19 protein-coding genes and 1 pseudogene are annotated in these 24136 nt (G+C 37.0%); 12 read left to right on the top strand and 8 right to left on the bottom strand.

Annotation, left to right across the window (positions count from 1 at the left end):
- Positions 1–2: 2 nt before the first annotated feature.
- On the bottom strand, positions 3–1331 hold the full coding sequence (locus DYI00_RS02445) for a sodium-dependent transporter (RefSeq protein WP_011577714.1): 1329 nt from the start codon (positions 1329–1331) through the stop codon (positions 3–5).
- Between the two features lie 205 nt (positions 1332–1536).
- Between DYI00_RS02445 and ybgC the strand changes: the two genes are divergently transcribed.
- On the top strand, positions 1537–1938 hold the full coding sequence (ybgC, locus tag DYI00_RS02440) for an acyl-CoA thioesterase YbgC (RefSeq protein ID WP_011577713.1): 402 nt from the start codon (positions 1537–1539) through the stop codon (positions 1936–1938).
- Complete coding sequence (locus DYI00_RS02435) at positions 1928–2188, top strand: HP0495 family protein (RefSeq protein ID WP_011577712.1); 261 nt, start codon at positions 1928–1930, stop codon at positions 2186–2188. Before ybgC ends, DYI00_RS02435 begins: the two co-directional genes overlap by 11 nt.
- A 254-nt stretch (positions 2189–2442) precedes the next feature.
- Here DYI00_RS02435 and murD read toward each other — a convergent pair whose 3' ends face one another.
- Together murD and mraY are read right to left on the bottom strand one after the other, a co-directional pair.
- Positions 2443–3711, bottom strand: coding sequence for a UDP-N-acetylmuramoyl-L-alanine--D-glutamate ligase (murD, locus tag DYI00_RS02430; protein WP_011577710.1), 1269 nt, complete (start codon positions 3709–3711; stop codon positions 2443–2445).
- Positions 3712–4773 (bottom strand): phospho-N-acetylmuramoyl-pentapeptide-transferase, encoded by a 1062-nt coding sequence (gene mraY, locus DYI00_RS02425; protein WP_011577709.1) that lies wholly within the window; start codon positions 4771–4773, stop codon positions 3712–3714. It lies immediately after the preceding gene.
- A gap of 131 nt (positions 4774–4904) precedes the next feature.
- Here mraY and DYI00_RS02420 point away from each other — a divergent pair, with 131 nt between their 5' ends.
- The 3 genes from DYI00_RS02420 to DYI00_RS02410 all read left to right on the top strand — a co-directional run bounded on the left by DYI00_RS02420 (position 4905) and on the right by DYI00_RS02410 (position 7310).
- Complete coding sequence (locus DYI00_RS02420; RefSeq protein WP_011577708.1) at positions 4905–5738, top strand: HpaA family protein; 834 nt, start codon at positions 4905–4907, stop codon at positions 5736–5738.
- A gap of 84 nt (positions 5739–5822) precedes the next feature.
- Positions 5823–6011, top strand: a complete 189-nt coding sequence (gene rpmB, locus DYI00_RS02415; RefSeq protein ID WP_011577707.1) for a 50S ribosomal protein L28 — start codon at positions 5823–5825, stop codon at positions 6009–6011.
- A gap of 162 nt (positions 6012–6173) precedes the next feature.
- The gene (locus DYI00_RS02410) at positions 6174–7310 is read left to right on the top strand and encodes a potassium channel family protein (RefSeq protein ID WP_011577706.1); all 1137 of its coding nucleotides are present in this window, start codon (positions 6174–6176) and stop codon (positions 7308–7310) included.
- On the opposite strand, the gene DYI00_RS02405 is transcribed toward DYI00_RS02410, so the two are convergent.
- The 5 genes and pseudogenes from DYI00_RS02405 to pyrB all read right to left on the bottom strand — a co-directional run bounded on the left by DYI00_RS02405 (position 7295) and on the right by pyrB (position 13113).
- Positions 7295–7876 (bottom strand): restriction endonuclease, encoded by a 582-nt coding sequence (locus DYI00_RS02405; RefSeq protein WP_011577705.1) that lies wholly within the window; start codon positions 7874–7876, stop codon positions 7295–7297. The two genes, DYI00_RS02410 and DYI00_RS02405, sit on opposite strands and share 16 nt — an antisense overlap.
- Positions 7877–7879: 3 nt before the next feature.
- Positions 7880–8497 (bottom strand): hypothetical protein, encoded by a 618-nt coding sequence (locus DYI00_RS02400; protein WP_011577704.1) that lies wholly within the window; start codon positions 8495–8497, stop codon positions 7880–7882.
- Positions 8491–10146 (bottom strand): ABC transporter ATP-binding protein, encoded by a 1656-nt coding sequence (locus DYI00_RS02395; RefSeq protein WP_011577703.1) that lies wholly within the window; start codon positions 10144–10146, stop codon positions 8491–8493. Before DYI00_RS02395 ends, DYI00_RS02400 begins: the two co-directional genes overlap by 7 nt.
- A gap of 90 nt (positions 10147–10236) precedes the next feature.
- Positions 10237–11677: pseudogene (locus DYI00_RS02390) on the bottom strand (outer membrane family protein).
- 509 nt (positions 11678–12186) lie between these two features.
- Positions 12187–13113 carry an aspartate carbamoyltransferase gene (pyrB, locus tag DYI00_RS02385; protein ID WP_011577700.1) on the bottom strand — a complete coding sequence of 309 codons (927 nt, stop codon included), beginning with the start codon at positions 13111–13113 and terminating at the stop codon, positions 12187–12189.
- Between the two features lie 66 nt (positions 13114–13179).
- Between pyrB and DYI00_RS02380 the strand changes: the two genes are divergently transcribed.
- The 7 genes from DYI00_RS02380 (at position 13180) to DYI00_RS02350 (ending at position 24035) form a co-directional block, all read left to right on the top strand.
- Positions 13180–13695 carry a hypothetical protein gene (locus DYI00_RS02380; protein ID WP_011577699.1) on the top strand — a complete coding sequence of 172 codons (516 nt, stop codon included), beginning with the start codon at positions 13180–13182 and terminating at the stop codon, positions 13693–13695.
- Complete coding sequence (gene tlyA / locus DYI00_RS02375) at positions 13695–14402, top strand: 23S rRNA (cytidine-2'-O)-methyltransferase TlyA (protein WP_011577698.1); 708 nt, start codon at positions 13695–13697, stop codon at positions 14400–14402. Before DYI00_RS02380 ends, tlyA begins: the two co-directional genes overlap by 1 nt.
- Positions 14368–15210 carry a bifunctional riboflavin kinase/FAD synthetase gene (locus DYI00_RS02370; protein WP_041600193.1) on the top strand — a complete coding sequence of 281 codons (843 nt, stop codon included), beginning with the start codon at positions 14368–14370 and terminating at the stop codon, positions 15208–15210. The genes tlyA and DYI00_RS02370 overlap by 35 nt, the downstream gene beginning before the upstream one ends.
- Before the next feature lie 46 nt (positions 15211–15256).
- On the top strand, positions 15257–17182 hold the full coding sequence (gene tkt, locus DYI00_RS02365) for a transketolase (protein ID WP_011577696.1): 1926 nt from the start codon (positions 15257–15259) through the stop codon (positions 17180–17182).
- Positions 17179–19515: an ATP-dependent deoxyribonuclease AddB gene (gene addB, locus DYI00_RS02360; RefSeq protein ID WP_011577695.1), complete on the top strand. Its 2337-nt coding sequence runs from the start codon at positions 17179–17181 to the stop codon at positions 19513–19515. The genes tkt and addB overlap by 4 nt, the downstream gene beginning before the upstream one ends.
- Positions 19512–22055, top strand: coding sequence for a DNA translocase FtsK (locus DYI00_RS02355; RefSeq protein WP_011577694.1), 2544 nt, complete (start codon positions 19512–19514; stop codon positions 22053–22055). The genes addB and DYI00_RS02355 overlap by 4 nt, the downstream gene beginning before the upstream one ends.
- Positions 22056–22292: 237 nt before the next feature.
- Entirely contained in the window at positions 22293–24035 is a 1743-nt protein-coding gene (locus tag DYI00_RS02350) for a bifunctional metallophosphatase/5'-nucleotidase (protein WP_011577693.1), read from the top strand.
- The last annotated feature ends 101 nt before the right edge of the window (positions 24036–24136 follow it).

Raw genomic sequence — 24136 nt, 5'->3', positions numbered from 1 at the left:
TTCTAATAAATCTTACCCACCCAGATAGAGAACACGATCAAGGGGGTGATATATTTGAGCAAGAAATACCAAATCTCAAACAACGCAGGGCTTAAAAAATGCACACTCAAAAAACGCAATTTTTCTTTTTTCACAATCCAACCCATAAAAATAAAGGTTGCCATCCCACCTAAAGGCATAATAATCGTGCTTGAGGCAAAATCCAACCAGTCAAAAAGACCTTTCCCAAAGAAACTCAACGAGTCTTTATAATCCTTGTGGAGGGAAAAAATCAACACCACGCCCACGACAAAAATCAACCCTACAAGCCCCCAAGTCACCTTAAAGCGAGACCATTGATACCTTTCCATAAAATACATCACGCTTGGTTCTAATAAAGCCACCGTGGAAGTGATACCTGCAAAAGCGAGCGCGAGCAACAAAAGGACTGAAACAAGAGTGCCCATCGGTCCCATTTTGCCAAAAACCACCGGTAAGGAAGTAAAGATTAACCCTGTGCCTTGTGAGACATTCGCCCCATGTTCAAACACAAAAGTAAAAATCATAAGCCCCGCCACAAGAGAAATCAAAATCCCAGATAAAACCACCCAAATAGTGCTTTTGAGCAAATTCTGTGTTTTGTCTGCAACCGCAGCATAAGTGATATTGATCCCTAAACCTATGCTTAAAGAAAAGAAAACTTGCCCCAAAGAAGCGGTGAATACTTGAGAGGTCAAATCCTGTGGTTTGAAATCAAACATGAAATGAAAGGCTTGAGAAAAGGACTTCAAACTCATCGCATAGAAAAGCAAGCCAAAAAAAGTCACAAAGAGCAAGGGCATTAAAACCAAATTGAGTTTTTCAATGCCTTCTTTAATCCCTCTAGAAACGATCCAACCTGTCAAAAATAAAACGCTAAAAAGCCCAACGGATTGCAACCCAATGGATTGCAAGGTATCATTAAAGATTTGTTCTGATTCTTGGATGCTATTAGGCAAATAAAAACTAACGCTCACTAAATAATAAAGCACCCAGCCTAAAATCGTGCTGTAAAAAGTCAAAATTAAGGGTCCAGAAATAAGCATAAACCCTGCGTATTTCCAGCGTTTTTTAGGGTTATTATCAAGCTCTTCAAAAGCTTCTGCAACATTTTTTTGCGTGCTTTGCCCAAGTAACATTTCAGCGATAAACATCGTTACACCAACGCTTAAGGATAAGAATAAAAACAACAGCACGAAAGCACCCCCACCGCTCACTCCTGTCATGTAAGGGAAGCGCCAAATATGCCCTAAACCAATCGCACTCCCTAAAGCGGCTAAAACAAACCCTAATTTAGAAAAATGATTACCCATTTTTAAACTATACAATCTCCTTGTAGATGATGAAATTAAGGGGCTATACCCTTAATAGTTTGGTTATAGCTATTATGAGTTTTGGATAGAAAAACCTTATTTCCAACAACAATCTAAAAATCACAAAAACTATCCTTGGATTGTACTATAATTAAGTAACATATTGTATAATGCTTGAGGAAGTTTCGTTATTCAAAGGGAAATAATGCGTTGTAGGGTGTATTATGAGGACACTGATTCTGAAGGCGTGGTCTATCATGCGAATTATTTGAAATATTGCGAGAGAGCTAGAAGCGAGTTTTTTTTTAAAAAACATGTTTTGCCAGAGAGTGAAGAGGGCGTGTTTGTCATCCGCTCTATCAAAGCGGATTTTTTCACCCCTGCAAGCCTTGGGCAAGTTTTAGAAATAAGAACGAAAATTAAGGAATTTAAAAAAGTTTCTATCGTGCTTTTTCAAGAAATTTATTGCGTCCAAAACGCTTCTTTAGAAGCTATTGCACCTTTTAAAGTCTTTGCTTCAGAAATCAAATTTGGCTTTGTGGATCGCCATAAATACAGCCCCATTGCCATTCCTGAATTGTTTAGGGAGTTGCTTAGTGCCATCTAATTTAGAAAAACCCACCATCATTTACCCTTGCATTTGGGATTATAGGGTGATTATGACCACCAAAGATTCAAGCTTATTGAAAGAGCTTTTAGAAGCCTACCAACGCCCCTTTAAATTAGAATTGAAAAACACTTCTAAAAATGCTAGATTTTATAGCTTTAATGCATCCATTGAAGTGGCAAACGAGTTAGAACGCAACGAGATCTTTCAAAAAATTTCACAATTAAAGGTTGTGGTTCATGCACTTTAATCTTGGCTGTTTTTATAAAAATTTAAATCTTTTTAATTATTTTAAAAAAAAGGATTTTAAAGCTTTTAAAACTCATTCTCTTAAGGGGATAGGGGGATGTTTTGAAATAACTCTCCCCCTTAACCCCCAACTAAACCCCCAAAACCCCTTTTAAAAGAGGTTATCGCTTGATTAAAATCAAGCTCTTCATTATTTTATTTTAAAAAATGCTTTTGAGCATTTTTAGAACTTATAATGTTTTATTAGAACAAGCTTTAATCTCTTAAAACAAACGCCTTAAATTTTTCACCCCTTTCTTTATACGAAGAAAATTGATCCAAGCTAGCCGCGCTAGGTGAAAGCAAAGCAACTTCATTTTGTTGCAAAACGCTTTTAATTTCTCCAACCGCCTTTTCTAACTCCAAGCAAACCTTACAAACAAGATTAAATTCTTGCGCTAACGCTTGGATAATAAAAGTGCTTGAGCCTATCGCATAAAGGCTTATTTCATAATGTTTCAACTCTTCAAAAAGGGGGGTTAAATTGACCCCTTTAATATCGCCCCCTAAAATCAAATGGATTTTTTGTTTTTTAAAAGTTTTTAGGGCTTGTAGGGTAGCATCAATATTAGTGGCCTTGCTGTCATCTACCCACAAACGCCCCTTTTTATCCCTAAATTCCTCCATTTTATGCGAACCAATTTTGAAAGCGTTCAATCTTTTAAGGGCGTTTTCTTTATAATCTTGCCATTTTAGATGGTTTATTTTTAAAAATCGCTCATAAGTTAAAATGGCTAATGCGGCGTCTAATAAAAACGCTCCCTTAAAAGAAAGGGCGTTAGAAGGGATTGCTAAATTTTCTAAAATCTCTTCACCCTTATCAAAAAAGATTTTTTGCACTTGCGAATTTTGAACGCTTGAATGTTCTTTGAATTTTAAAGGGAGGATAGCTAGGGAAGTTTTAGGCATCAATGTTAAAACCTTGAGTTTAGCGTTCAAATAATTTTCAAAATTGCAATGCCAGGTTAAATGATCCAACTCCACATTGATGAGCAAATAAATTAAAGGGTAAGCCTTGTTAGTGTAGTGCAAAGAAAAAGAGCTTGTTTCTAACACCCACAAGGGCGATTGTTTTTCAAACAATTCAATCAAGGGCGTGCCGATGTTTCCCCCACTCACAGCCTTAAAATCTTCTAAAAGCGTGGTGAGCATTTCTGTCGTGGTGGTTTTACCATTGGTGCCGCTAATGCTTATCATCGTGGGCGTGAAAGAAGAATCAAACAGGCTATCAATATAATCGTATTCGCTCACTAAATGCTTGGCTTTTATCACTAAAGGGTGCATAAAACTAATGCCAGGGCTGACTATTTCTAGTTGGGAATCATTGGGGTTAAAATCCTTACTAGGATAACAAAGAAAACCCTCTCCATCTTTAAAAGATGAAGTGAATTTATCATCAAAAAATCCCACTTCGTTATGGTTTTTTTTTAAAAAACGCGCTAGTGCTAGAGTGGTTTTTCCATGCCCAAACAAAGAGATTTTCATTTAACGCACCTTCAAGCTTAAAAGAGCGACTAAATTACTCAGCATAGAAATGATCCAAAAACGCACAATCACTTTATTTTCTGCCCAACCCTTTTGCTCAAAATGATGATGGATGGGTGCCATTAAAAAAAGGCGTTTTTTACGGGTTTTATAGCTCCCTACTTGCAAGATCACCGATAAAGTTTCTATTACAAAAATAGACCCCATTAAAACCAATAAGATTTCATTATGCGAAACAATAGCGTTATAAGCGATAAACCCCCCTAAAGCCAAACTCCCACTATCGCCCATAAACACGCTTGCTGGGTTGCAGTTATACCACAAAAAGCCAAAAAGCGATCCGATTAACGCTAGCGAAATAACAAACAATTCCCCTACATCTATGACTTTAGGATAAAGCAAGTATTTAGAAAATTCCGCATTCCCTGCCACATACACAAAAATAGAAAGGCTTAAGAGAGTGAAAATGCTAGGCACGCTCGCTAATCCGTCTAGTCCGTCGGTTAAATTCACCGCATTACTCGCAGATAAAAAAACCAACACCCAAAAACCAACCGCTAAAGCCGTGGGCATTTCAAACAAGGGGTTTTTTAAAAAAGGTGCATACAAAAAAGTATCCAACCCCTTAACGCTCAATAAAACAGAAACCACAAGCGAAAGGACAAAAAGCATGCCAAATTTCATTTTTGCGCTCATTCCAGCATTACTTTGTTGGTTGATTTTAGTGTAATCGTCTCTAAAACCCACAAAACTAAAGCCCACTAACACGATTATCCCTAACAACACATAAGGATTACCCAAAGACGCGCACAACAAGCTCGCAATAATGGTTGCAAAGACAAAAACAATGCCGCCCATCGTAGGGGTATCTTTTTTGTTTTGGTGGCTTGGCACGAAGCTAGAAATGGGTTGGTTAGCCTTTTTAGCCTTTGCCCATAGAATGAATTTAGGCATTAAAAAAAGCGTGAGAAAAAAGGCTATGAAAAACCCTAACCCTGCTCTAAAAGTCAAATACTGGAAAAGATTGATATTAAAATAGCCATATAATAGAGAATAGAGCATGAAATCCCTTGTGATAAAATCGCTGCACTTGAAATTAGACAAAAAAGAAAATTGTAGCGCAAATTGATGCCCTCAAATCCGCATGCGTTAAAGTATAATCAACGAAATATTTTAATCTTTGGGAGAGTGTTATGGAGCGTTTATTTTTTTCTCAAAAACTCTGTTTTAAAACGCTAATTATTTTAGGGCTTTCAATCGCATTAATGAGTTGTGCAAAAAAACCAGTCATTGAAACAACGCCGCAAAACGAGCAAGAAAAACCAATTCAAGTTACTAAAACCATTCAAACCACTCAAAAGGTAACGCCAATCAATTTTAACTACCCTGTGCATGTTGCAAAAGCCGCACCAAATCATCGTTTGATTGGTATTTTAGCACCCAATATTCAAATGAGCGCCAATCTAAAATCTTATAGCGCCTTGTTCCAAAACGCCCTACTTGATCAAATCCAAAGTATTTTTGAAAAAAGAGGCTATCAAACGCTTTCTTTTAAAGATGAAAACGCTCTAACTTCGCAAGATAAAAAGAAGCTTTTTGCACTTTTAGATGTGAAAGGGTGGGTAGGCGTTTTAGAAGATCTAAAAATCCATTTAAAAGACCCTAACAAGCCTAATTCAAACGCTCTCATCAATCAAAGTTCAGGCTCTGTGTTATTTAGTCTTTATGAGCCAGAGAGTTATCGCGTGATTTATGATTTTAAGGTAGGGTTGGGGGATTTTCAAGCAATCGTGCAAGCCTATAATAATCTTTCTTTAGGGTTTAATCTTAAAAACAATCTTTTCGCCGGTTTAGAAAAGAATAAGCAGGATGCGATACACCAGATTTTAAACAAAATCTACGCTTTAATCATGAAAAAAGCCATAACAGAATTGACAGAAAAAAATATTTCTGCATACAAAGAGGCGATTGATAAGATGAAAGGTTTCAAAACCCCTACCCCTAAAAAACGAGCTTTGGATGAGTGATTGAAAAATTTGTTTTAAAATCAGTCTTTTTTAAGGATTTTTTAAGTACAATGCTAAATTTATTTTAATATTTAAGGATACACAATGGCAAGAAGGTGCACTTTAACTTTCAAAGGGTCTATGATAGGCAATCATGTAAGTCATGCAAACAATAAAAACAAGCGTCGCTTACTCCCTAATTTACGCTCTATTAAGATCCAATTAGACGACGGCACGACTAGACGCATTAAGGTGGCTGCTTCCACTTTAAGGACCATGCGTAAAGGGGCTTAGCCGCTTAGGGTTTTATAACGAATTTTAAAACCCCTTGAATTGGAACTTCTTTTTAAATATCAATCCGGCTTATTTAGGCTTGGTTTTGAATGATATTTTAAGGGAGTTTAAAAATAAAACGCTTTCAAACGCTTTGAATTGATTTAGATCTAGGGATTGGTTTTGTTTAAAAAGTTGAAATTTTTTAAAATCAAAAAAGATAAGGAAAATCAGCCAGAAGTCAATTTAAATTCTGAAATCTATGAACAATTTAAGGTCTTTAGACTCCCGCTTATTTTAATCCAATTACTCGTGCTTTTAGGCACTTTAGGATACTTTGCCCTAGAAGATTACACCCTTGTGCAAGCTTTCTTCCAAGCGACTTACACCACGAGCTCGACAGGTTTTGGCTCTTTAAATGAGGGTCAATTTGGACCTGTAAGCGTTTTTTTAAGCTCCATTTTAATGTTTTGTGGGGGAGGAGCGATTGCATTTGGCGTGGCTATTTTAGTCAGCGTTGTCAATAAAGGCACGCTCACCAGATTGATTAAGGAGAGAGACATGATTTATAAAATCGCGCGCCTTAAGGATCATTATGTGATTTGTTACCATAACGAATACACGATTGAATTGAGCAAGCAATTCCGCTCCGCTCAAATCCCTTTTGTGGTCGTGGATAATGACCCTAATTTTGAAGAAGAGGCTATCAAACACAAATACCCCTACTATATTATAGGCGATCCACACACCAATTTAGCCATGCTCAAAACCCACTTGAGCAGCGCTAGGGGCGTTGTGGCGTTGTCTAAGATTTTGTCGGTGAATGTAGCGTTAATGGTGAGCGTGCGCTTGTTTGAAAAGGAATTGAAACGCAAACCCTACTACATCATTGCGAGCGCTCATAGCGATGAAGGCTTGGAAAAATTAAAAAAATTAGGGGCTGATATGGTGGTTTCCCCTACAAAGCTTATGGCACAACGGGTGAGTGCGATGGCGGTGCGCCCAGATATGGAAAACATCTTAGAGCGTTTTATCAATAAAAAAGACACGCTATTAGATTTAGAAGAAGTGATTGTCCCTAAAACCAGTTGGCTTGTGTTAAGGAAACTAAAAGAGGCCCATTTTAGAGAGATCGCTAAAGCCTTTGTGATTGGGATCACTCAAAAAGATGGCAAATATATCCCCATGCCCAATGGAGAAACGATTATTGCAAGCGAATCCAAGCTATTAATGGTTGGCACTTCAGAGGGCGTTGCGACCTGCAAGCAAATCATTGGCAGCAATCACAGACCCAAAGAAGTGGATTACATTTCCTTGTGATCTTTCCCATCCAAAAACCTAACCCATTCGTCCCTATCAATTAAAAGCACTTCATTAGCTTGAGCCAGTTTTTGAGCCGCTTGCGTGAAGTAGCTATTGGTGATCACGCAAGCTTTTTCGCAAGCGTAGTAAGCTTTAGAAGAGACCACCTCTTGAATGGCTTTGGGCGAAACTTTGTGTGAGTAGCGTTTGGCTTGAACCACCCATTTGACACCGTCTTTTTCTAAAATCAAATCCGCTCCATAATCGCTGCTTTTTTGAGTGATGCTAACTTCAAAACCCTTTGAAGTGAAAAATATTTTAGAATATTCTTCAAATTCAAAGCCGTTCATAGCGTCTATTTTTTGTAAAATGCGTTTGAGTTGGCACTCTTTATACGAAGAAATAACGCCTTGAAAAAGCACCAATATAGAAAAAACGCCAAGAATCGCTAACAATTTTAAAAGCAAATCATTAGATGAGGTAACTAGTTTCAATTCTAGGGATTTTTCCAATAAAACATGCCATGCTGAATAAATCCCTACCGAAAACAAAATGACAAGAATGAAAAGTAAAATCTTTTTCATGCTTTAAAGCCATGTTGCATTTTCTGTGGCGTTCAAACGCTCTTCTAAATTTTGCATAAGAGAGTAGTAAGCCTTATTAAGGGCTTTGATTAAGGCGTTATGATAGGGTTTGTCTTCTTGGGAAAAAAGAGAGGGGTTATCGCCTAAACGATTAGCATAATAAATAGGCACGCTGAGAGTGGTGGGGATTAAAAGGATGTCAAATGGGCAAGTGGTTTGTGAAACACACTCTAAAATCAAGCTCGCTTGAAGGTTTAAAAAACGCATGACATCTTTAGGGTTAGCGTTAGGCTCTATAGTTTTTTTAAGCCTTTCTTTAGTCGCTTTAAAATCCTTATAACCCTCTTCAAAAGAAATGAAAATATTGCCTGAAACATTGAGAGCGAAACCCTTTTTATCTTTTAAAAAATAAGCAATTTGCTGAATGATTGCTTTTTTAAATTCTTTTTGATAAAAGGGAGGCACAAAATGGGCGTTAAAAAAGATTTTAGGGGGGTTTAAAGTGAATGCGGTTTTTAAGACACTATTTTTAGGAGCATCTTTATATTTTAAATGGAGCGTTGCAGTATTAAAGATTTGACACCCTAGAAAGATAAAAACAACGCCTAAAATTCTTAGCATTCTATCAAACGCCCATGCTCTAATTTCACATGTTTAGTGGCTAATTTAAGCGTGCTTGGGTTGTGCGAGATAAGAATGATCAAGCGGTTTTCTTTCAACTCTAAAATGCTTTGTTTAATATTTTCTTCTGTGACGCTATCCAAAGCAGAAGTGGCTTCATCAAAGATTAAAACTTGCACATCTTTATACAAGGCTCTTGCAATAGCGATCCTTTGGCGTTGCCCACCACTAAGATTAGCACCAAATTCATCTAAAACGCTCTCTATACCATTGGGCATTTTTTCCACAAAATCTAAGGCTTGAGCTTTTTTCAAACATTCTTTGATCTTTATTTCATCAATTTCTAAACCATACGCTACATTTTCAGCCACGCTCCCATTAAAAATAAACACCCTTTGAGTGACAACGCTAATCTTTTCTCTCAAGGATTTTTGAGTGATATTCTCTATTTTTTGATCATTGATGAAAATCTCGCCCTTGCTTGGCTCATAAAGGCGTAAGATTAGATTCACCAATGAGCTTTTACCGCTCCCGCTTTCGCCTTTTAAAGCGATGATTTCATTTTGTTGGAATTTCAAACTAATATCGCTTAAGACATAACGCTCTTGGCTATTTGGCACATAAGCGAGCCATACCTTTTTAAATTCTATGGTGTGTATGGCGTTATCAAGCGTTAATGCCCCATCAATAATAGCCGGCTTTCTTTCTAAAATTTCATGGATCCTATCGCTAGCGACTAAAGCTTCTTGAAAATTAGAAACGATCCTAGTTAGGCGTTTAATCGGTGTATAGAGCATAAAAAGGGCTGTGATGAAAGAAAAAAACGCCCCCACGCTAATATTCCCCTTTATCACTTCATTCCCCCCTAAATAAATCACTAACGCTATCGCAATCGATCCTAAAAACTCCATTAAAGGCGAAGAAATTTCAGCTACAGCGATATTTTTGATACCGATTTTAAAAAACGCTTCATTTTCTTTCACAAAAGCCTTATGCTCTAATTTTTCGCCATTAGAGATTTTAATCGCTTCCACATTGTTAAAAACTTCACCCAAACGGGCGGTGATTTTGGCGTTACTCTCTTGGTGGGATTTGGCGAGTTTTTTAACCTTACGAATGATTTTACCAATAGGAATAGCCGCTAGCGGCATGATCACTAGCCCCACTAACGCCAATTTAGGGCTTTGATAAATCACCACCCCCACTAATCCAATAATCGTTAGCCCTTCTCTTATGCCCTCTGAAAGGTAATTGGACAAACTGGCTCTAATCAAACCTATATCATTGGTGATCCTTGCGATCAATTCGCCCTTTTTAGTCCTGTTGAAAAAATCCATTTCCATTTTGAGAAGAATTTCTAGCATAGCATTGCGTAATTTTTTAATAATATCAAGCCCAATAAAGTTGGTGAAATAAGTGCCAAGATACATACCCCCACTCTTACCCAAATACGCTAAAATCACTAAAAAAGGTAAAATTTTTAGCATATGAGTGTCTTTACTGATAAAAATTTCATCTAGAGTAGGCTTGACCAAATAAGTCCCCCAGGCCGTGCTTAAAGCGACCACTAAAGAAGAAAATAAAACCACTATAAAACTTTTATAATGTTCTTTAAGATATTTAGAATAACGCCTGAAAAAGAGTTTCAAATGTTTAACCTTTGAATTTGATTAAACTTGTATTATAGTGTTTTTATTAGGGGATTTTTAACGCTTTAATAAACAGCTTAAAGCTATTTATTAGAAAGTAGCGCTAAGGGTTGTCATCAAATGGCTTCTGTCAGAATAAAGTGCTTTTGAGCCAGGTGTGGGCAAATAGCTCCCCACTGTAAAGCCTGCATGCGTCATCACGCCCAAATATTCTACTTTCACGCTCGCTGTCAAATGCTTACTGATCTTATAGCCCACATTAAGAGCTGCACTCGCTTCATTAGCGATGGTGCTACTAGTCCAACGCCATAAAGTCCCATATAGCCATTTTTTATGCACGCCCCCACCAAAAATCCAGCCAGAGATTGCATCCGCAGTTACCACATGGCTTAAGGATTGCCCTATATCATAAACGCTATTGGTCCAAAAATCAATGCCTAAAGGGTTTCCTGTCGTGCCTATGTAAGCGTTTGCGTTTTTCCACACTTTATAAAACGCTCCCCCAAAATTAAACTCATTGAAATCAAATCGTTGCCTGATAAGCAAAGTTTGCCCTGCGGTGCCTGCTTTAACAGCGTAACGATAAGTATCCCTTTTAAGGGGGTCATGGACAGGGAGTAAAACATAAGCTTTGGTTTCTGATCTAAAGCCCACGCCATTGAAGTTAGGGTTACTATCATAGCCTACAACCACTCCAGGGCTATAATAAGTCCCAGGGGAAAATTGGAAAAAAGGGCTAACACTGATCCCTGATCCCTTTGCTTTCGTAAGTGTAATTCACTAAATGGATACCATAATTTAAAGTGCGCCCATTTTTAGTTACGGTTCTTGGAGAATAGAAATCATAAATCCATTGCCCATAAGCAAACGCCCTACCCCATGAGCTAAACCACCATAATTTATGGTTGCCTTCATTTTTATCTTTAACTTTAGTGCTGATTTCAAAACCTTGCGTATAAGCACTCATATAAGGAGCGCTAGATTGGTAACGCCCCCCTTTAGCCACAAAAATATCTTTATAGCGGTATTCCAAAAAAGCGTTATTCATCAAGTAATTACGGCGTATTTTATTGGCTTTAGCGTTCCCACACGCTATGGAGTCAATCATCTTGCCATCAGGTCCGAGTGTGCACTCATGAATACTAGTGCCATCAATTAAGGCTGTTCTGCCCCCCAAATAACCATCCCAATAACCGATATAGTTATAAATGACTGAACCGCCTTGATTGAACTTCGTGCTATCATAAGCGACCCCACCCACCGTGCCACCGACTTTCCCCTCTAAAGTATGCCCTTGATTTTTAAGCCCTTTGGATAAAAAATCCGCATAGATATTGCCCTGCCCCACAGCGGTCACAAAAGTCTCTGTAGGATAGATCCCCCTAACAATATCAATCTTATTGTTATTAAAACCAACTTTAGAAAACGACTCCGCTAGAACATCAATTTTATAACTAAACGCTTGCAAAGAAGCGCTTAAAACGAACACTCCACAAAAAACCCTCTTCTTTAAAGGCGTGCTATTTTTCATCTTTCATTCCTTTTCAATACTCAACAATATTTTTAAGACTATATGATTTTTAACTGATCCAAAAGACAAAGAACGCTTAAGTTATTTTTCACTTTTAATAATTCAATTATTCTAGAACGATAACAAAAATCTTTTAGTTTTACCATAAAAGTGAGAGAAATTAAATCAAAATTTAATCAAAGTGGGATTTTTGTGCCGTTTTATAACAAAACTCATTTTCTTAACACACAAGCTCTCTTGTATTTTATTTAAAAAATGCTTTTAACATTTTTTAAATAAATAAAATAACCTTAAAGAGCTTGCCTAAAGCAAGCGATAACTCCTTAAAGCGGTCTTCTTGGGTTAGGGGGTTTCTTAAGGGGTTAAGGGGGGCATTATCGCAAAATATCTACCTATCCCCTTAAGAGAATGAGTTTTACTATAAAATTAAATCTAAAACTATAAAAAATTTAGCATTCACACTTATGTAAAAATAGAGTCAAAATTGAAGTTTTTAGGTTTGTTGTTACTTAATCTACCAATAAAAACTCCAACACCGCCATGCGCATTGCCACGCCATTTTTGACTTGCTCTAAGACTTTAGATCGCCTATCTTCTAACATAGTGCTTTCTATATCAATATCCCTATGCACCGGACCTGGATGCAGGATAACCACTTCTTTATTTTTAGCGTGATCATATAAGCGTTTTTGAGTGATACAATAGGCGTTAGCATAATCTTTCAAGCTCGCAAAAATAGGCGTATTGTGGCGTTCGGTTTGGGTTCTCAAGCTCATTAAGATATCTGCAAACTCTATCGCTTCTCCAATGTGGTGCGTCGTTTTTATTAAAGGAGTGCTAGGGAGCATGGAGCTTGGAGCGCATAGCATTATCTCAAGCCCTAGTCTTTGGAGCAATTTGATATTGCTATTAGCCACTCTTGAATTTTTCACATCGCCTATGAAAGCGATTTTTTTCCCTTTCAAATTTTCTAAACTACCAAAATGTTGATAAAGAGTGAGTAAATCCAATAACGCTTGGGTAGGATGAGCGCTTGTACCACTCCCTGCATTGATTAAGGGGCATTGTGAAAATTCTACCAATTTAAAAGGTGCGCTTGAAAAGGCATGGCGCATAATAATAGCATCAGGTTGCATAGCATGGATATTTTTAAAAGTGTCTATTAAAGTTTCACCCTTTGAAGTGGAGCTTGTTTGCATGTTTAATTTCACCATTTTTGCCCCCAACCTCAAGCTTGCGATTTCAAAGCTAGACACCGTTCTAGTGGAATTTTCAAAAAATAAAGCCACGATGATTTTATTATGTATTTTTTCTTTTACCTCTAAAGAAACCGCGTTAAAATCGTTCGCATAAACGCTCGCTTTTTTTAATAAAAGCTTGATTTCATCCATGCTCAAATCGCTAGTTTGGAGCAAGTGTCGGCATTGTTTTGGCATAAAACCCCCTTTTGGTTATAATATGGCTTTTATTTTAGCTAAAAATGGCATGGGTTTTAGCAAGGAATGGGCTTGAAAAATCTCTCAATACTTCTAGTATTTTTATTTTTTTGTTTGGGGTGTGTGAGCAATTTTAATGAAAACACTTACACGCCGGATCTCATTTTAGAAAAAAAGATCCAAGCCAGTAGGAAAGGCGAAATCACTCAAAATAATGTCCCTATCATCACGGCTATCGCCACGCATTTAAACGATGTGGATAGCGGTGCTCATTATAACCATGAGTATTTTTTAGTGGAGATTTTTACACAAAATAACGACTGGATAGATGATGGCTATATCTCTTATGAGCTTTTTGGCACAAAACCTACAGGATCAGAACCTTTATGGGTGCGAGAAATCACAAGAGATGAATTTGATGGCATTTTAGAAACCACGAACAAGTGGAGCCGAGCCTTTTTACTCGCTTTTGACAAATTAGATTATTTAGCGGTGCAAGAAGCTAAATTGCAGCTTGACGCTTATAGTTTAGGCACGATTATTTTTAATTTCGCTTATCAAGTCCCCTTACCTCAATTTTAATGCGCCTAGATTACGCCTTATTTGATCAGCATTTAGTGAGTAGCAGAGAAAAAGCGAAAGTGCTGATTTTAAAAAACCAGGTTTTAGTTAATAAAATAGTGATCTCTAAACCCTCTTTTATGGTTAAAGAGAATGATAAAATTGAATTAGTTGCTACAAACTTATTCATTAGCAGGGCTGGGGAAAAATTAGGGGCTTTTTTAGAAAACTACTTGATAGATTTTAAAGAAAAGGTTGTTTTAGATGTGGGAGCGAGCAAGGGGGGTTTTAGCGAAATGGCTCTTTTAAAAGGGGCTAAAAAGGTGCTTTGCGTGGATGTGGGGAAAATGCAATTAGATGAGAATTTGAAAAAAGACAAACGCGTAGAATGTTATGAAGAATGCGATATTAGAGCATTTAAAACGACAGAAAAAATAGATTTAGTGCTTTGCGATGTGAGCTTTATTTCCTTATATTGTATTTTAGAAGCGATTTTGCCTTTAAGTCATGAATTTTTGGTGCTTTTCAAACCGCAATTTGAAGTGGGCAGGAAGATAAAACGCAATAAAAAGGGGGTGGTGGTGGATAAAGAAGCGATTTTAAACGCTTTAGAAAACTTTAAAAACCATTTAAAAACAAAGGATTTTCAAATCTTAAAGATCCAAGAAAGTTTAGTGAAAGGGAAAAATGGGAATGTTGAATTTTTTATCCATTTCAAGCGAGCCTAAAATTAAAAGCTTAGCGATCGGCAAATTTGATGGCTTGCATTTAGGCCATCAGGCTCTTTTTAAAGAATTAAAAGATCCTAAAGCGCTTTTAGTCATAGAAAAAGAACATTACACTAAAGGCTATTTAACCCCCCTAAAATACCGTGCTAAACTCGTGAATATGCCTTTATTTTTTGTGTATTTAGAAGAGATTTCACGCTTAAACGCCCTAGATTTTTTAGAGCTTTTAAAAAAGAAATTCCCCAATTTAGAACGCTTGGTGGTGGGCTATGATTTCAAATTTGGATACCAGCGGCAAAATAACGCTTTATTTTTAAAAGAGCATTTTAAAGAAAGTATTATTGTGCCTGAAGTGAAAGTCCAAAATATTAGCGTGCATTCTAAAACCATAAGATTAGCCCTAGATCATGGCGATTTGTCTTTAGCCAACAAGCTTTTAGGCAGACCTTATGAAGTGTGTGGGGAAGTCATTAAGGGGCAAGGTTTGGGACATAAAGAATTAGCACCCACTTTAAATTTAAAAACCAAAGATTTTATCCTCCCTAGCTTTGGGGTGTATGCAAGTTTAGTGAAAATAAAAGATCAAACCTATCAAAGAAGCGTGAGTTTTATAGGGAATCGTTTAAGCACGGATCAAAACTTCGCCATAGAATGCCATGTCCTTGATACGATCATAGAAAACCCACCCAAAGAACTCGCTTTGCGTTTGGTTGAAAAAATACGAGACAACATGCATTTTAATTCCTTAAAAGAGCTTAAAAATCAGATCCAGCAAGACATCTCAATAGCCAAAGAGATTTTGAGATAATTTGTGTTAAAATGGTTTTTAAAAACCTTAAAAATGGAAAAATTTGATGCAATTAGATAACGCTGATTTAGAACGATTAAAAAGCATGGCTAACACGCTTCGTTTTTTATGTGCGGACATGATAGATAAAGCCAATAGTGGGCATCCGGGCGTGTGCTTGGGGTTGGCTGATGTGATGGTGGTTTTAAGCTTGCATCTCAATCTCAACCCTACTAACCCTAAATGGCTCAATAGGGACAGGTTGGTTTTTAGCGGAGGGCATGCGAGCGCACTAGCTTATAGCTTGTTGCATTTGTGGGGCTTTGATTTGACTTTAGAAGATTTAAAGCATTTCAGGCAATTATACTCTAAAACCCCAGGACACCCCGAATTACACCACACCGAAGGCATTGAAATCACGACAGGTCCCTTGGGGCAAGGTTTTGCTAACGCTGTGGGCTTTAGCATGGCGAGTCAATACGCTCAAAACCTTTTGGATAAAGAAACGATCTCTCATAAAGTCTATTGTTTGTGTGGCGATGGGGATTTGCAAGAAGGCATTAGTTATGAGAGTGCTTCTTTAGCCGGACACTTTCGCCTTGATAATCTCATTGTGATTTATGACAGCAATCAAATCAGTATTGAAGGTGCTATTAATATTAGTTTTAGTGAACAGGTTAAAACACGCTTTTTAGCGCAAAATTGGGAAGTGCTAGAATGCGATGGACATAACTATCAAGCCATTAATGACGCTTTAGAAAAAGCCAAAAAATCCACCAAACCCACGCTTTTAATCGCTCACACGATTATTGGTAAGGGGGCTATTGGATTAGAAGGGAGTGAAAAAACGCATGGTTCGCCTTTGAATAAAGAAGTGTTAAAACAATCTAAAGAAAACGCCCGCATTAATCCTAATGAAAGCTTTGTGATTAGCCCAAAAAACAAAATGCATTTTGAAGAAGTGAAAGTTAGGGGTATCAGTTTAGAAGCCTTATGGGAAAAATCCTTAAACCCTAAAATAAAAGAAAAAATCCATGCGTTAAAGAATTTTGACTTTAATACCATCAATTACCCTACCTTTAAAAAAGGCGAATCTCTAGCCACTAGAGTGAGTAATGGCATGATTTTAAACGCTATCGCTAAAGAATGCGAAGGCTTTTTGGGGGGGAGTGCGGATTTAGCCCCATCTAATAATACGCATTTAAAACATTCTAGCGATTTCCCTTTAGGGCAAAACTTGCATTTTGGGATTAGAGAGCATGCCATGGGGGCTATCACTAACGCTTTAGCGGCGTATGGCTTGTTTTTGCCTTTTTGCGCGACCTTTTTTGTGTTTAGCGATTATTTAATGCCAAGCATGCGTTTGAGTGCTTTAATGCGATTAAAAGCCCTTTTCATTTTTACGCATGACAGCATTGGTGTGGGCGAAGACGGGGCGACACACCAACCCATAGAGCAATTGAGCCATTTGCGTGCTTTGCCTAATTTCTATGCTTTCAGGCCTAGCGACGCTTTTGAAAATACCGCTTGCATGCAAGTGGCGTTAAGCTTGAATGCCCCTAGTGCTTTTATTTTATCGCGCCAGAATTTGCCCATTCTAGATGAAGTCTCTAAAGAGCAAGTTTTAAAAGGGGCGTATGTTAAACACCACTCTAAAGATCCCATTATCACGCTAGTTGCAAGTGGGAGTGAGGTCTCTTTAGCTTTAGAGAGCGCTAAAGTTTTAGAGCGAGAAAATATCCCCACTCAAGTCATCAGTGTGCCATGCTTTGATTTGTTAATAGGGCAAGATGAAAGCTATCTTAAAGCACTCTTTAAGGGTAAAATCTTAGTCATTGAAGCGAGTCGTGCGATAGAGTGGTATCGTTTTGCGGATAAAATCATTTGCATGGATTCTTTTGGGAGTTCAGCAAAGGGCGATAAACTCTTTGAAAAATTTGGCTTTAGCGTTGAAAATATTACCGCTCAAGCGAAAAGGTTACTTAACGCATGAATTTAGAAAAACTTTTTTTAGAAAACCCCCCCCTATTTGTTTTTAGCTCCACTAGGCGTTTAAGAAATTTCTATTTAGAGCAAGGCGAAGGGTTTTTGCCTAGTGCGATGAGCATGGGGAGTTTTTTTGAACAGGCTTTTTATATCCCTAATAAAAAGAAAATCCCTAAAAGCGTGCGCGAAATTTTAATGATAGACACCATTAAAACTATCGCCAAAGAAAAAGGCTCGATCCTAGAAGGGCTTTTGCTTTTTGAAAACAGCTTTTTAGGGTATTTGGAAAGCACTTCTTTTTTATTTGATTTGTTTGATGAATTAAGTTCTGCTTGCATCAAACTCAATGAACTTTCTTCTAAAGACATTTACTTGGATTATGAAAAGCATTTAGAAATATTAGAAATGATTTATGATCGCTATATTAAAAAACTAGAAAAACTAGGCTTTTATGACAAGATCATGCAAGAAAAACCCACCATTTTAAAAGAATTTTTTAGCCATTTTTCCTCCATTGAATGGCATTTAGACGGCTTTATAAGTGTTTTTGAAAGGCAATGTTTACTAGAAGTCGCCGAGTTAGTGCCTATCACTTTACACCTGTCTTGCGATAAATACAACCAAAAATTCTCAGAATTTTTAAATCTAAAATTAGAGACAGATTGCGATTATTCCATTGATTTTAAAACCCAAAAGATCCTTTCTCAAACCCCTAATAATCAAAAAATAGAGCCAAAGCTTTATGTAAACTCTAGTTATTTAAAACAAAGTGCTTTAATTTTACAAACCATAGAAGAATATTTACAAAAAGATAACGATCCTAATAAAATGGCGATCATCACGCCTAATGCGGATTTTTTGCCCTTTTTAAAGCTTTTAGACAAAAACAATAATTTGAATTTCGCTATGGGCTTAGGGGCTAAAAATTGTTCCTATTATACAGAGCTTGTAAAAATCTTAGAAGATTTAGAAAACAATGATTTGAATTTGAGTGCTTCTGCTCTATTAGATTTAGAAAATCTTACGCTCTCGCTTTTAGAAGAACAAAACTCTAAAGATAAAGCATCATTAAAAGAAGTGCATTCTCAAATCATGCACCAGTATCATCTTTTAAAAGACACGCTTAAAAACTATAGTTTTAAGGATTTATTGTATTTGTATTTACAAGAATTTGAAGCTAACTTCCGATTGGATGATTCTAGTGGGGGTAAAATACGAGTCATGGACACTTTAGAGACAAGGGGCATGCAATTTGATAAAATTGTCATTGCAGATTTTAATGAATCTTGTGTGCCTAATCTCAAAGATTGCGATTTGTTTTTAAACTCTGCTTTAAGAAAATCGCTCAACCTCCCTACTTTATTGGATAAGAAAAATTTACAGAAACATTATTACTACCAGCTCTTTAAAAACTCTAAAGAAATGGTGCTTTCTTGCATAGAGAGCGAAACTTCAAAAGTCTCTAACATGCTTTTGGAATTGGATTTAAATCTAGAGCCTATCAAAGACGCTTACACGCTTTTTGCAACAAGCCCATTAAAAGACTATCAAGAAGAAGACATCAAAGCCACTATCCCTAAAGGTTTTTGCTTTAGCGCTAGCTCATTAAACACCTTTTTAGCTTGTAAGCGCCGTTTTTACTACCACTACATCAAGTGCTTTAAAGAAAGCTCTAAAGATGAAAGTAGTAGCACGGTGGGTAGCTTGCTCCATGAGTTATTGAAAGAAGCTTATGAAAAAAATAAATCCCCCAATCTTCTAAAAGAAAGGCTCATTCAGCTCTTAGAAACAAGAGAAAATACCACCCCTAAGGAGCGTTTAGACACTCTCGTAGCGATTGAAAAAATCCAAGCTTTTTATAGAAAAGAGCAACAACGCTTTAATGAAAAAATCACCATTCTTGATCTTGAAAGAAGCTTTGAAGAGCCTATTGAAGGCATTGTTTTTAAAGGGCGCATCGATCGCATTGATAAAACCGCTGACAATGAGACTATTCTACTAGATTACAAATTCAAAAGCGATTTGAAATTAGACAACATGAGCAAAAGAAAAAATTTAACCCCCACAGAAATCGCTAAAGAAAGCACAGATTATCAAATGGCTATCTATGTGTATGCCCTTAAAAATCTAGGCTATGAAGAACCTATAAAAGCCTTTTTTTATGATTTGAAAAAGGGCGAGTTAGTGGAAGAAGACGAGCTTATTTTACAGGCTAAAATGGACTATTTAGTGCACTCTCTTATCCCAGAACTCAAGGAAAAAATTGATTTTGAAAAAACTTCAGAGATTAAAAATTGTGAATATTGCTCCTTTAAAGATATGTGTAATCGTAATTTATGAAATCTAAAAAACTTTATTTAGCTTTAATCATAGGGGTTTTGTTAGTGTTTTTGACCCTATCTTCATGGTTAGGTAATAGCGGATTAGTGGGGTGTTTTGGGGTGTGGTTTGCCACGCTGAATAAAAAATATTTTGGGCATCTTTCATTCATTAATTTACCTTATTTAGCGTGGGTTTTATTCCTTTTATACAAGACTAAAAACCCTTTTACAGAAACCGTCTTAGAAAAAACTTTAGGGCATCTGCTTGGCATTTTATCTCTGCTTTTTTTACAATCTAGCCTTTTTGATCAAGGGGAGATCGGCAACAGCGTGCGTTTGTTTTTACGCCCTTTTATAGGGGATTTTGGGCTTTATGCTCTTATAATGCTTATGCTAGTTATCTCTTATTTGATTTTATTCAAACTACCCCCTAAAAGCGTTTTTTATCCTTATATGAATAAAACACAAAACCTTTTAAAAGATATTTATAAGCAATGCTTACAGGCTTTTAACCTTGATTTTACCCCCAAAAAAGAGGATTTTGAAAACGCCTCGCCAGACCTTCAAAAAAAAGAAACCCAAAACCCTAAAGAAAATCCCAAAGAAAGCCTTATGAATGAAACCTTAAACCACAAAACCCCCAACGAAGAATCTTTTTTAGCGATCCCCACCCCCTATAACACGACTTCAAACGCTCTAGAGCCGCAAGAAGGCTTGGTTCAAATCTCCCCACACCCCCCTACTCATTACACCATTTACCCTAAAAAAAACCGATTTGATGATTTGTCTAACCCCACTAACCCCCCTTTAAAAGAAACCAAACAAAAATTTCAAAAAAGAGAATCCGCACCCCAAAAAGAAACTTTTGCACCTACCACGCCTACCATACCCACACATGCACCCATAATAAAAAATGACAACCAAGCAGAAACCCCTAACCAAAAAACCTCCACTAACCCAACAGAAAAAGACAATCCACAAGAAAACCCCCCAAAAGAAAACATAGAAAAAAATAGAGAAGAAAACATAAAAGAAAAAGAGCCAGAAAATACTCCAAATTCTAACTTAACCCCCACAAGCGCTAAAAAACCCATTATGGTTAAAGAATTGAGCGAAAATAAAGAGATATTAGATGGATTAGATTATGGCGAAGTAGAAAAACCCAACAATTATGAGCTACCCACCACGCAATTATTGAATGCGGTTTGTTTGAAGGACACTTCTTTAGATGAAAACGAGGTTGATCAAAAAATCCAGGATCTATTGAGCAAGCTGCGCACCTTTAAAATTGATGGCGATATTATCCGCACTTATTCAGGCCCTATTGTAACCACCTTTGAATTCCGCCCAGCCCCTAATGTTAAGGTGAGCCGTATTTTAGGCTTGAGCGATGATTTAGCGATGACTTTATGCGCTGAATCCATTCGCATTCAAGCCCCTATTAAAGGTAAGGATGTCGTTGGTATTGAGATCCCTAATAGCCAAAGCCAAATTATTTATTTAAGAGAAATTTTAGAAAGCGAGTTGTTTCAAAAATCTAGCTCGCCCCTGACTCTAGCTTTAGGCAAAGACATTGTGGGTAACCCTTTCATCACGGATTTAAAAAAACTCCCCCACTTACTCATCGCTGGCACTACAGGAAGCGGTAAGAGCGTGGGCGTGAACGCGATGATTTTATCCTTACTTTATAAAAACCCCCCTGATCAACTCAAATTAGTGATGATAGATCCCAAAATGGTAGAATTTAGCATTTATGCTGACATACCTCATTTACTCACGCCCATTATCACTGACCCTAAAAAAGCTATAGGGGCTTTACAAAGCGTGACTAAAGAAATGGAGCGGCGATACTCTTTAATGAGTGAATACAAGGTTAAAACCATTGATTCTTATAACGAGCAAGCTAAAAATAATGGCATTGAAGCGTTCCCCTATTTGATTGTAGTGATTGATGAATTAGCGGATTTGATGATGACAGGGGGCAAAGAAGCGGAGTTTCCTATCGCTAGAATCGCTCAAATGGGGCGAGCGAGCGGCTTGCATCTCATTGTAGCGACCCAACGCCCAAGCGTGGATGTTGTAACCGGTTTGATTAAAACCAACTTGCCTTCAAGGGTGAGTTTTAGGGTAGGCACTAAAATTGATTCTAAAGTGATTTTAGACACCGATGGGGCACAAAGTTTGTTAGGAAGGGGTGATATGCTCTTTACCCCCCCAGGTGCAAATGGGTTAGTGCGCTTGCATGCCCCTTTCGCGACTGAAGATGAAATCAAAAAAATCGTGGATTTTATTAAAGCCCAAAAAGAAGTAGAATACGATAAAGATTTTCTTTTAGAAGAATCACGCATGCCTTTAGACACATCTAGTTATCAAGGCGATGACATACTAGAAAGGGCTAAAGCGGTGATTTTAGAAAAAAAGATCACTTCTACAAGTTTTTTACAACGCCAATTAAAAATCGGCTACAACCAAGCCGCAACCATTACTGATGAATTAGAAGCTCAAGGCTTTCTATCCCCAAGAAATGCCAAAGGCAACAGAGAGATTTTACAAAACTAACGCCATAAAGCCCCTAACTTTAGCTATAAGAATAGTTAGCAAAACGCCCTTAGGCGTTAAAATGTCAATATAAAAACAACCATACCCATTATATTCAAATGGCAATTGGTGCTGTGATTGAGTATTTAGAGAAAAGCGATTTTATTAAAAAGTCAATTTTGTGTGTTTTGAAAATGAAAATTTTGAAATTTATAGGAAAATATCAAAAGAGTGGGATCTACAAAAAGGAAAATTTTAATGAAAAGATTGACTTTAGCCATCTTTTTAACGCTGACGCTTTCGGTATTTGCAAAAGAAGTGAAATTGGTGTTTTTGGCAACATCAGACATTCACGGCCGGCTTTTTTCGTATGATTATGCCGTTGGGGAACAAAAACCCAATAACGGCCTTACGAGAATTACGACTTTAATCAAAAAGCAAAGAGCTGAAAATAAAAATGTGATTTTGATTGATATTGGGGATTTGTTACAGGGTAATAGTGCAGAGTTGTTTAATCATGAGCCAATTCACCCATTAGTTAGAGCCGAAAATGATTTGAAATTTGATGTTCGTGTGCTTGGCAATCACGAGTTTAATTTTAGCAAAAGTTTTTTGGAAAAGAATATTAAGGGGTTTAATGGCGATGTCGTGAATGCGAATATTATTAAAACTGCGGACAATAAGCCGTTTGTGAAGCCTTATGCGATTAAAAAAATTGATGGCGTGAGGGTAGCGATTGTGGGGTATTTAGTACCGCATGTTCCAACTTGGGAGGCATCTACGCCTGAACATTTTGCAGGATTAAAGTTTTTGAGCGCTGAAGAAGCATTAAAAAAGACTTTGAAAGAGTTAAACGGGAAGCATGACATTTTGATTGGTGCTTTTCATTTAGGACGAGAAGATGAAAAAGGTGGTGATGGGATACCTGATTTAGCGAAAAAATTCCCGCAATTTGACATTATTTTTGCAGGACACGAACATGCGGTTTATAACACAAAAATTGGAAAAGTGCATACAATTGAGCCTGGAGCATATGGGGTTTATCTTGCAAAAGGGGTTGTTGTATTTGACACAAAAACAAAGAAAAAAATGGTAACGACTGAAAATTTGCCCACAAAAGATGTGCCAGAAGATGAAGAGTTGGCGAAAAAATATGAATATGTGGATAAAAAATCAAAAGAATATGCACAAGAAGTTGTCGGAGAAGTGACAAAAACCTTTATTGAAAGACCTGACTTTATTACAGGAGAAGCGAAAATCACTACAATGCCAACCGCCACATTACAAGAAACACCTATTATAACATTGATTAACAAAGTGCAAAAATATTACGCAAAAGCAGATGTTTCAGCAGCAGCCTTATTCAATTTTGGTTCCAATTTGAAAAAAGGACCTTTCAAAAGGAAAGATGTTGCATTCATTTACAAATTCACCAACACGCTCATTGGAGTGAATATGATGGGTGAAAATCTATTAAAATACATGGAATGGTCATATAGATTTTACAATCAGTTGCAGCCAGGAGATTTGACAATCAGTTTTGACGAAAATATTCGTGGCTATAATTTTGATATGTTTTCTGGCGTGAAATACCAAGTTGATGTTACAAAACCCACTGGACAAAGGATTATCAATCCCACCATTAACGGGAAACCAATTGATCCAAAAGCAACATACAAATTAGCGATCAATAATTACCGATTCGGAACATTGTCGGCATTACAATTGATTACAGACGCTGATAGGTATTATGATTCTTATGATGAGTTGCAAGACGGTGGGCAAATACGAGATTTGATTATCAAGTTCATCACTGAAGAAAAAGGTGGGAAAGTAACACCTGAATTGGAGCATAACTGGGAAATCATAAACTACAATTTCAAGAATCCGTTGTTGAAAAAATTGGCAGAAAAATTAAAAGATGGGAGCATAAAAATCCCTACTTCAAAAGATGGGAGGACTTTGAATGTCAAATCCATTAAGGAAAGTGAAGTTGAATAAGGAAATGAGAGAGTTTTTAAGCTCTCTATTTTGTCATTAAAGAAAATTGGTTTTGTAAGTAGAATGGTATTGAAGCGAACTTTTAATGATTTTCTTAATGA

It is taken from the genome of Helicobacter acinonychis (genome assembly GCF_900461455.1).
Classification (GTDB): Bacteria; Campylobacterota; Campylobacteria; order Campylobacterales; family Helicobacteraceae; genus Helicobacter; species Helicobacter acinonychis.
The sequence above is the reverse complement of the archived record's forward strand: the minus strand, read 5'-3'. Positions and strand labels throughout refer to the sequence as shown.

What these genes read in the sequence shown, in the direction of transcription:
- DYI00_RS02400 (WP_011577704.1), bottom strand. Translation starts at nt 8,497, where the DNA reads ATGCTAAGAATTTTAGGCGTTGTTTTTATCTTTCTAGGGTGTCAAATC.
- mraY (WP_011577709.1), bottom strand. Translation starts at nt 4,773, where the DNA reads ATGCTCTATTCTCTATTATATGGCTATTTTAATATCAATCTTTTCCAG.
- DYI00_RS02350 (WP_011577693.1), top strand. Translation starts at nt 22,293, where the DNA reads ATGAAAAGATTGACTTTAGCCATCTTTTTAACGCTGACGCTTTCGGTA.
- DYI00_RS02355 (WP_011577694.1), top strand. Translation starts at nt 19,512, where the DNA reads ATGAAATCTAAAAAACTTTATTTAGCTTTAATCATAGGGGTTTTGTTA.
- DYI00_RS02405 (WP_011577705.1), bottom strand. Translation starts at nt 7,876, where the DNA reads ATGAAAAAGATTTTACTTTTCATTCTTGTCATTTTGTTTTCGGTAGGG.
- tlyA (WP_011577698.1), top strand. Translation starts at nt 13,695, where the DNA reads ATGCGCCTAGATTACGCCTTATTTGATCAGCATTTAGTGAGTAGCAGA.
- rpmB (WP_011577707.1), top strand. Translation starts at nt 5,823, where the DNA reads ATGGCAAGAAGGTGCACTTTAACTTTCAAAGGGTCTATGATAGGCAAT.
- tkt (WP_011577696.1), top strand. Translation starts at nt 15,257, where the DNA reads ATGCAATTAGATAACGCTGATTTAGAACGATTAAAAAGCATGGCTAAC.
- DYI00_RS02420 (WP_011577708.1), top strand. Translation starts at nt 4,905, where the DNA reads ATGGAGCGTTTATTTTTTTCTCAAAAACTCTGTTTTAAAACGCTAATT.
- ybgC (WP_011577713.1), top strand. Translation starts at nt 1,537, where the DNA reads ATGCGTTGTAGGGTGTATTATGAGGACACTGATTCTGAAGGCGTGGTC.
- addB (WP_011577695.1), top strand. Translation starts at nt 17,179, where the DNA reads ATGAATTTAGAAAAACTTTTTTTAGAAAACCCCCCCCTATTTGTTTTT.
- DYI00_RS02380 (WP_011577699.1), top strand. Translation starts at nt 13,180, where the DNA reads ATGGGCTTGAAAAATCTCTCAATACTTCTAGTATTTTTATTTTTTTGT.
- DYI00_RS02445 (WP_011577714.1), bottom strand. Translation starts at nt 1,331, where the DNA reads ATGGGTAATCATTTTTCTAAATTAGGGTTTGTTTTAGCCGCTTTAGGG.
- murD (WP_011577710.1), bottom strand. Translation starts at nt 3,711, where the DNA reads ATGAAAATCTCTTTGTTTGGGCATGGAAAAACCACTCTAGCACTAGCG.
- pyrB (WP_011577700.1), bottom strand. Translation starts at nt 13,113, where the DNA reads ATGCCAAAACAATGCCGACACTTGCTCCAAACTAGCGATTTGAGCATG.
- DYI00_RS02370 (WP_041600193.1), top strand. Translation starts at nt 14,368, where the DNA reads ATGTTGAATTTTTTATCCATTTCAAGCGAGCCTAAAATTAAAAGCTTA.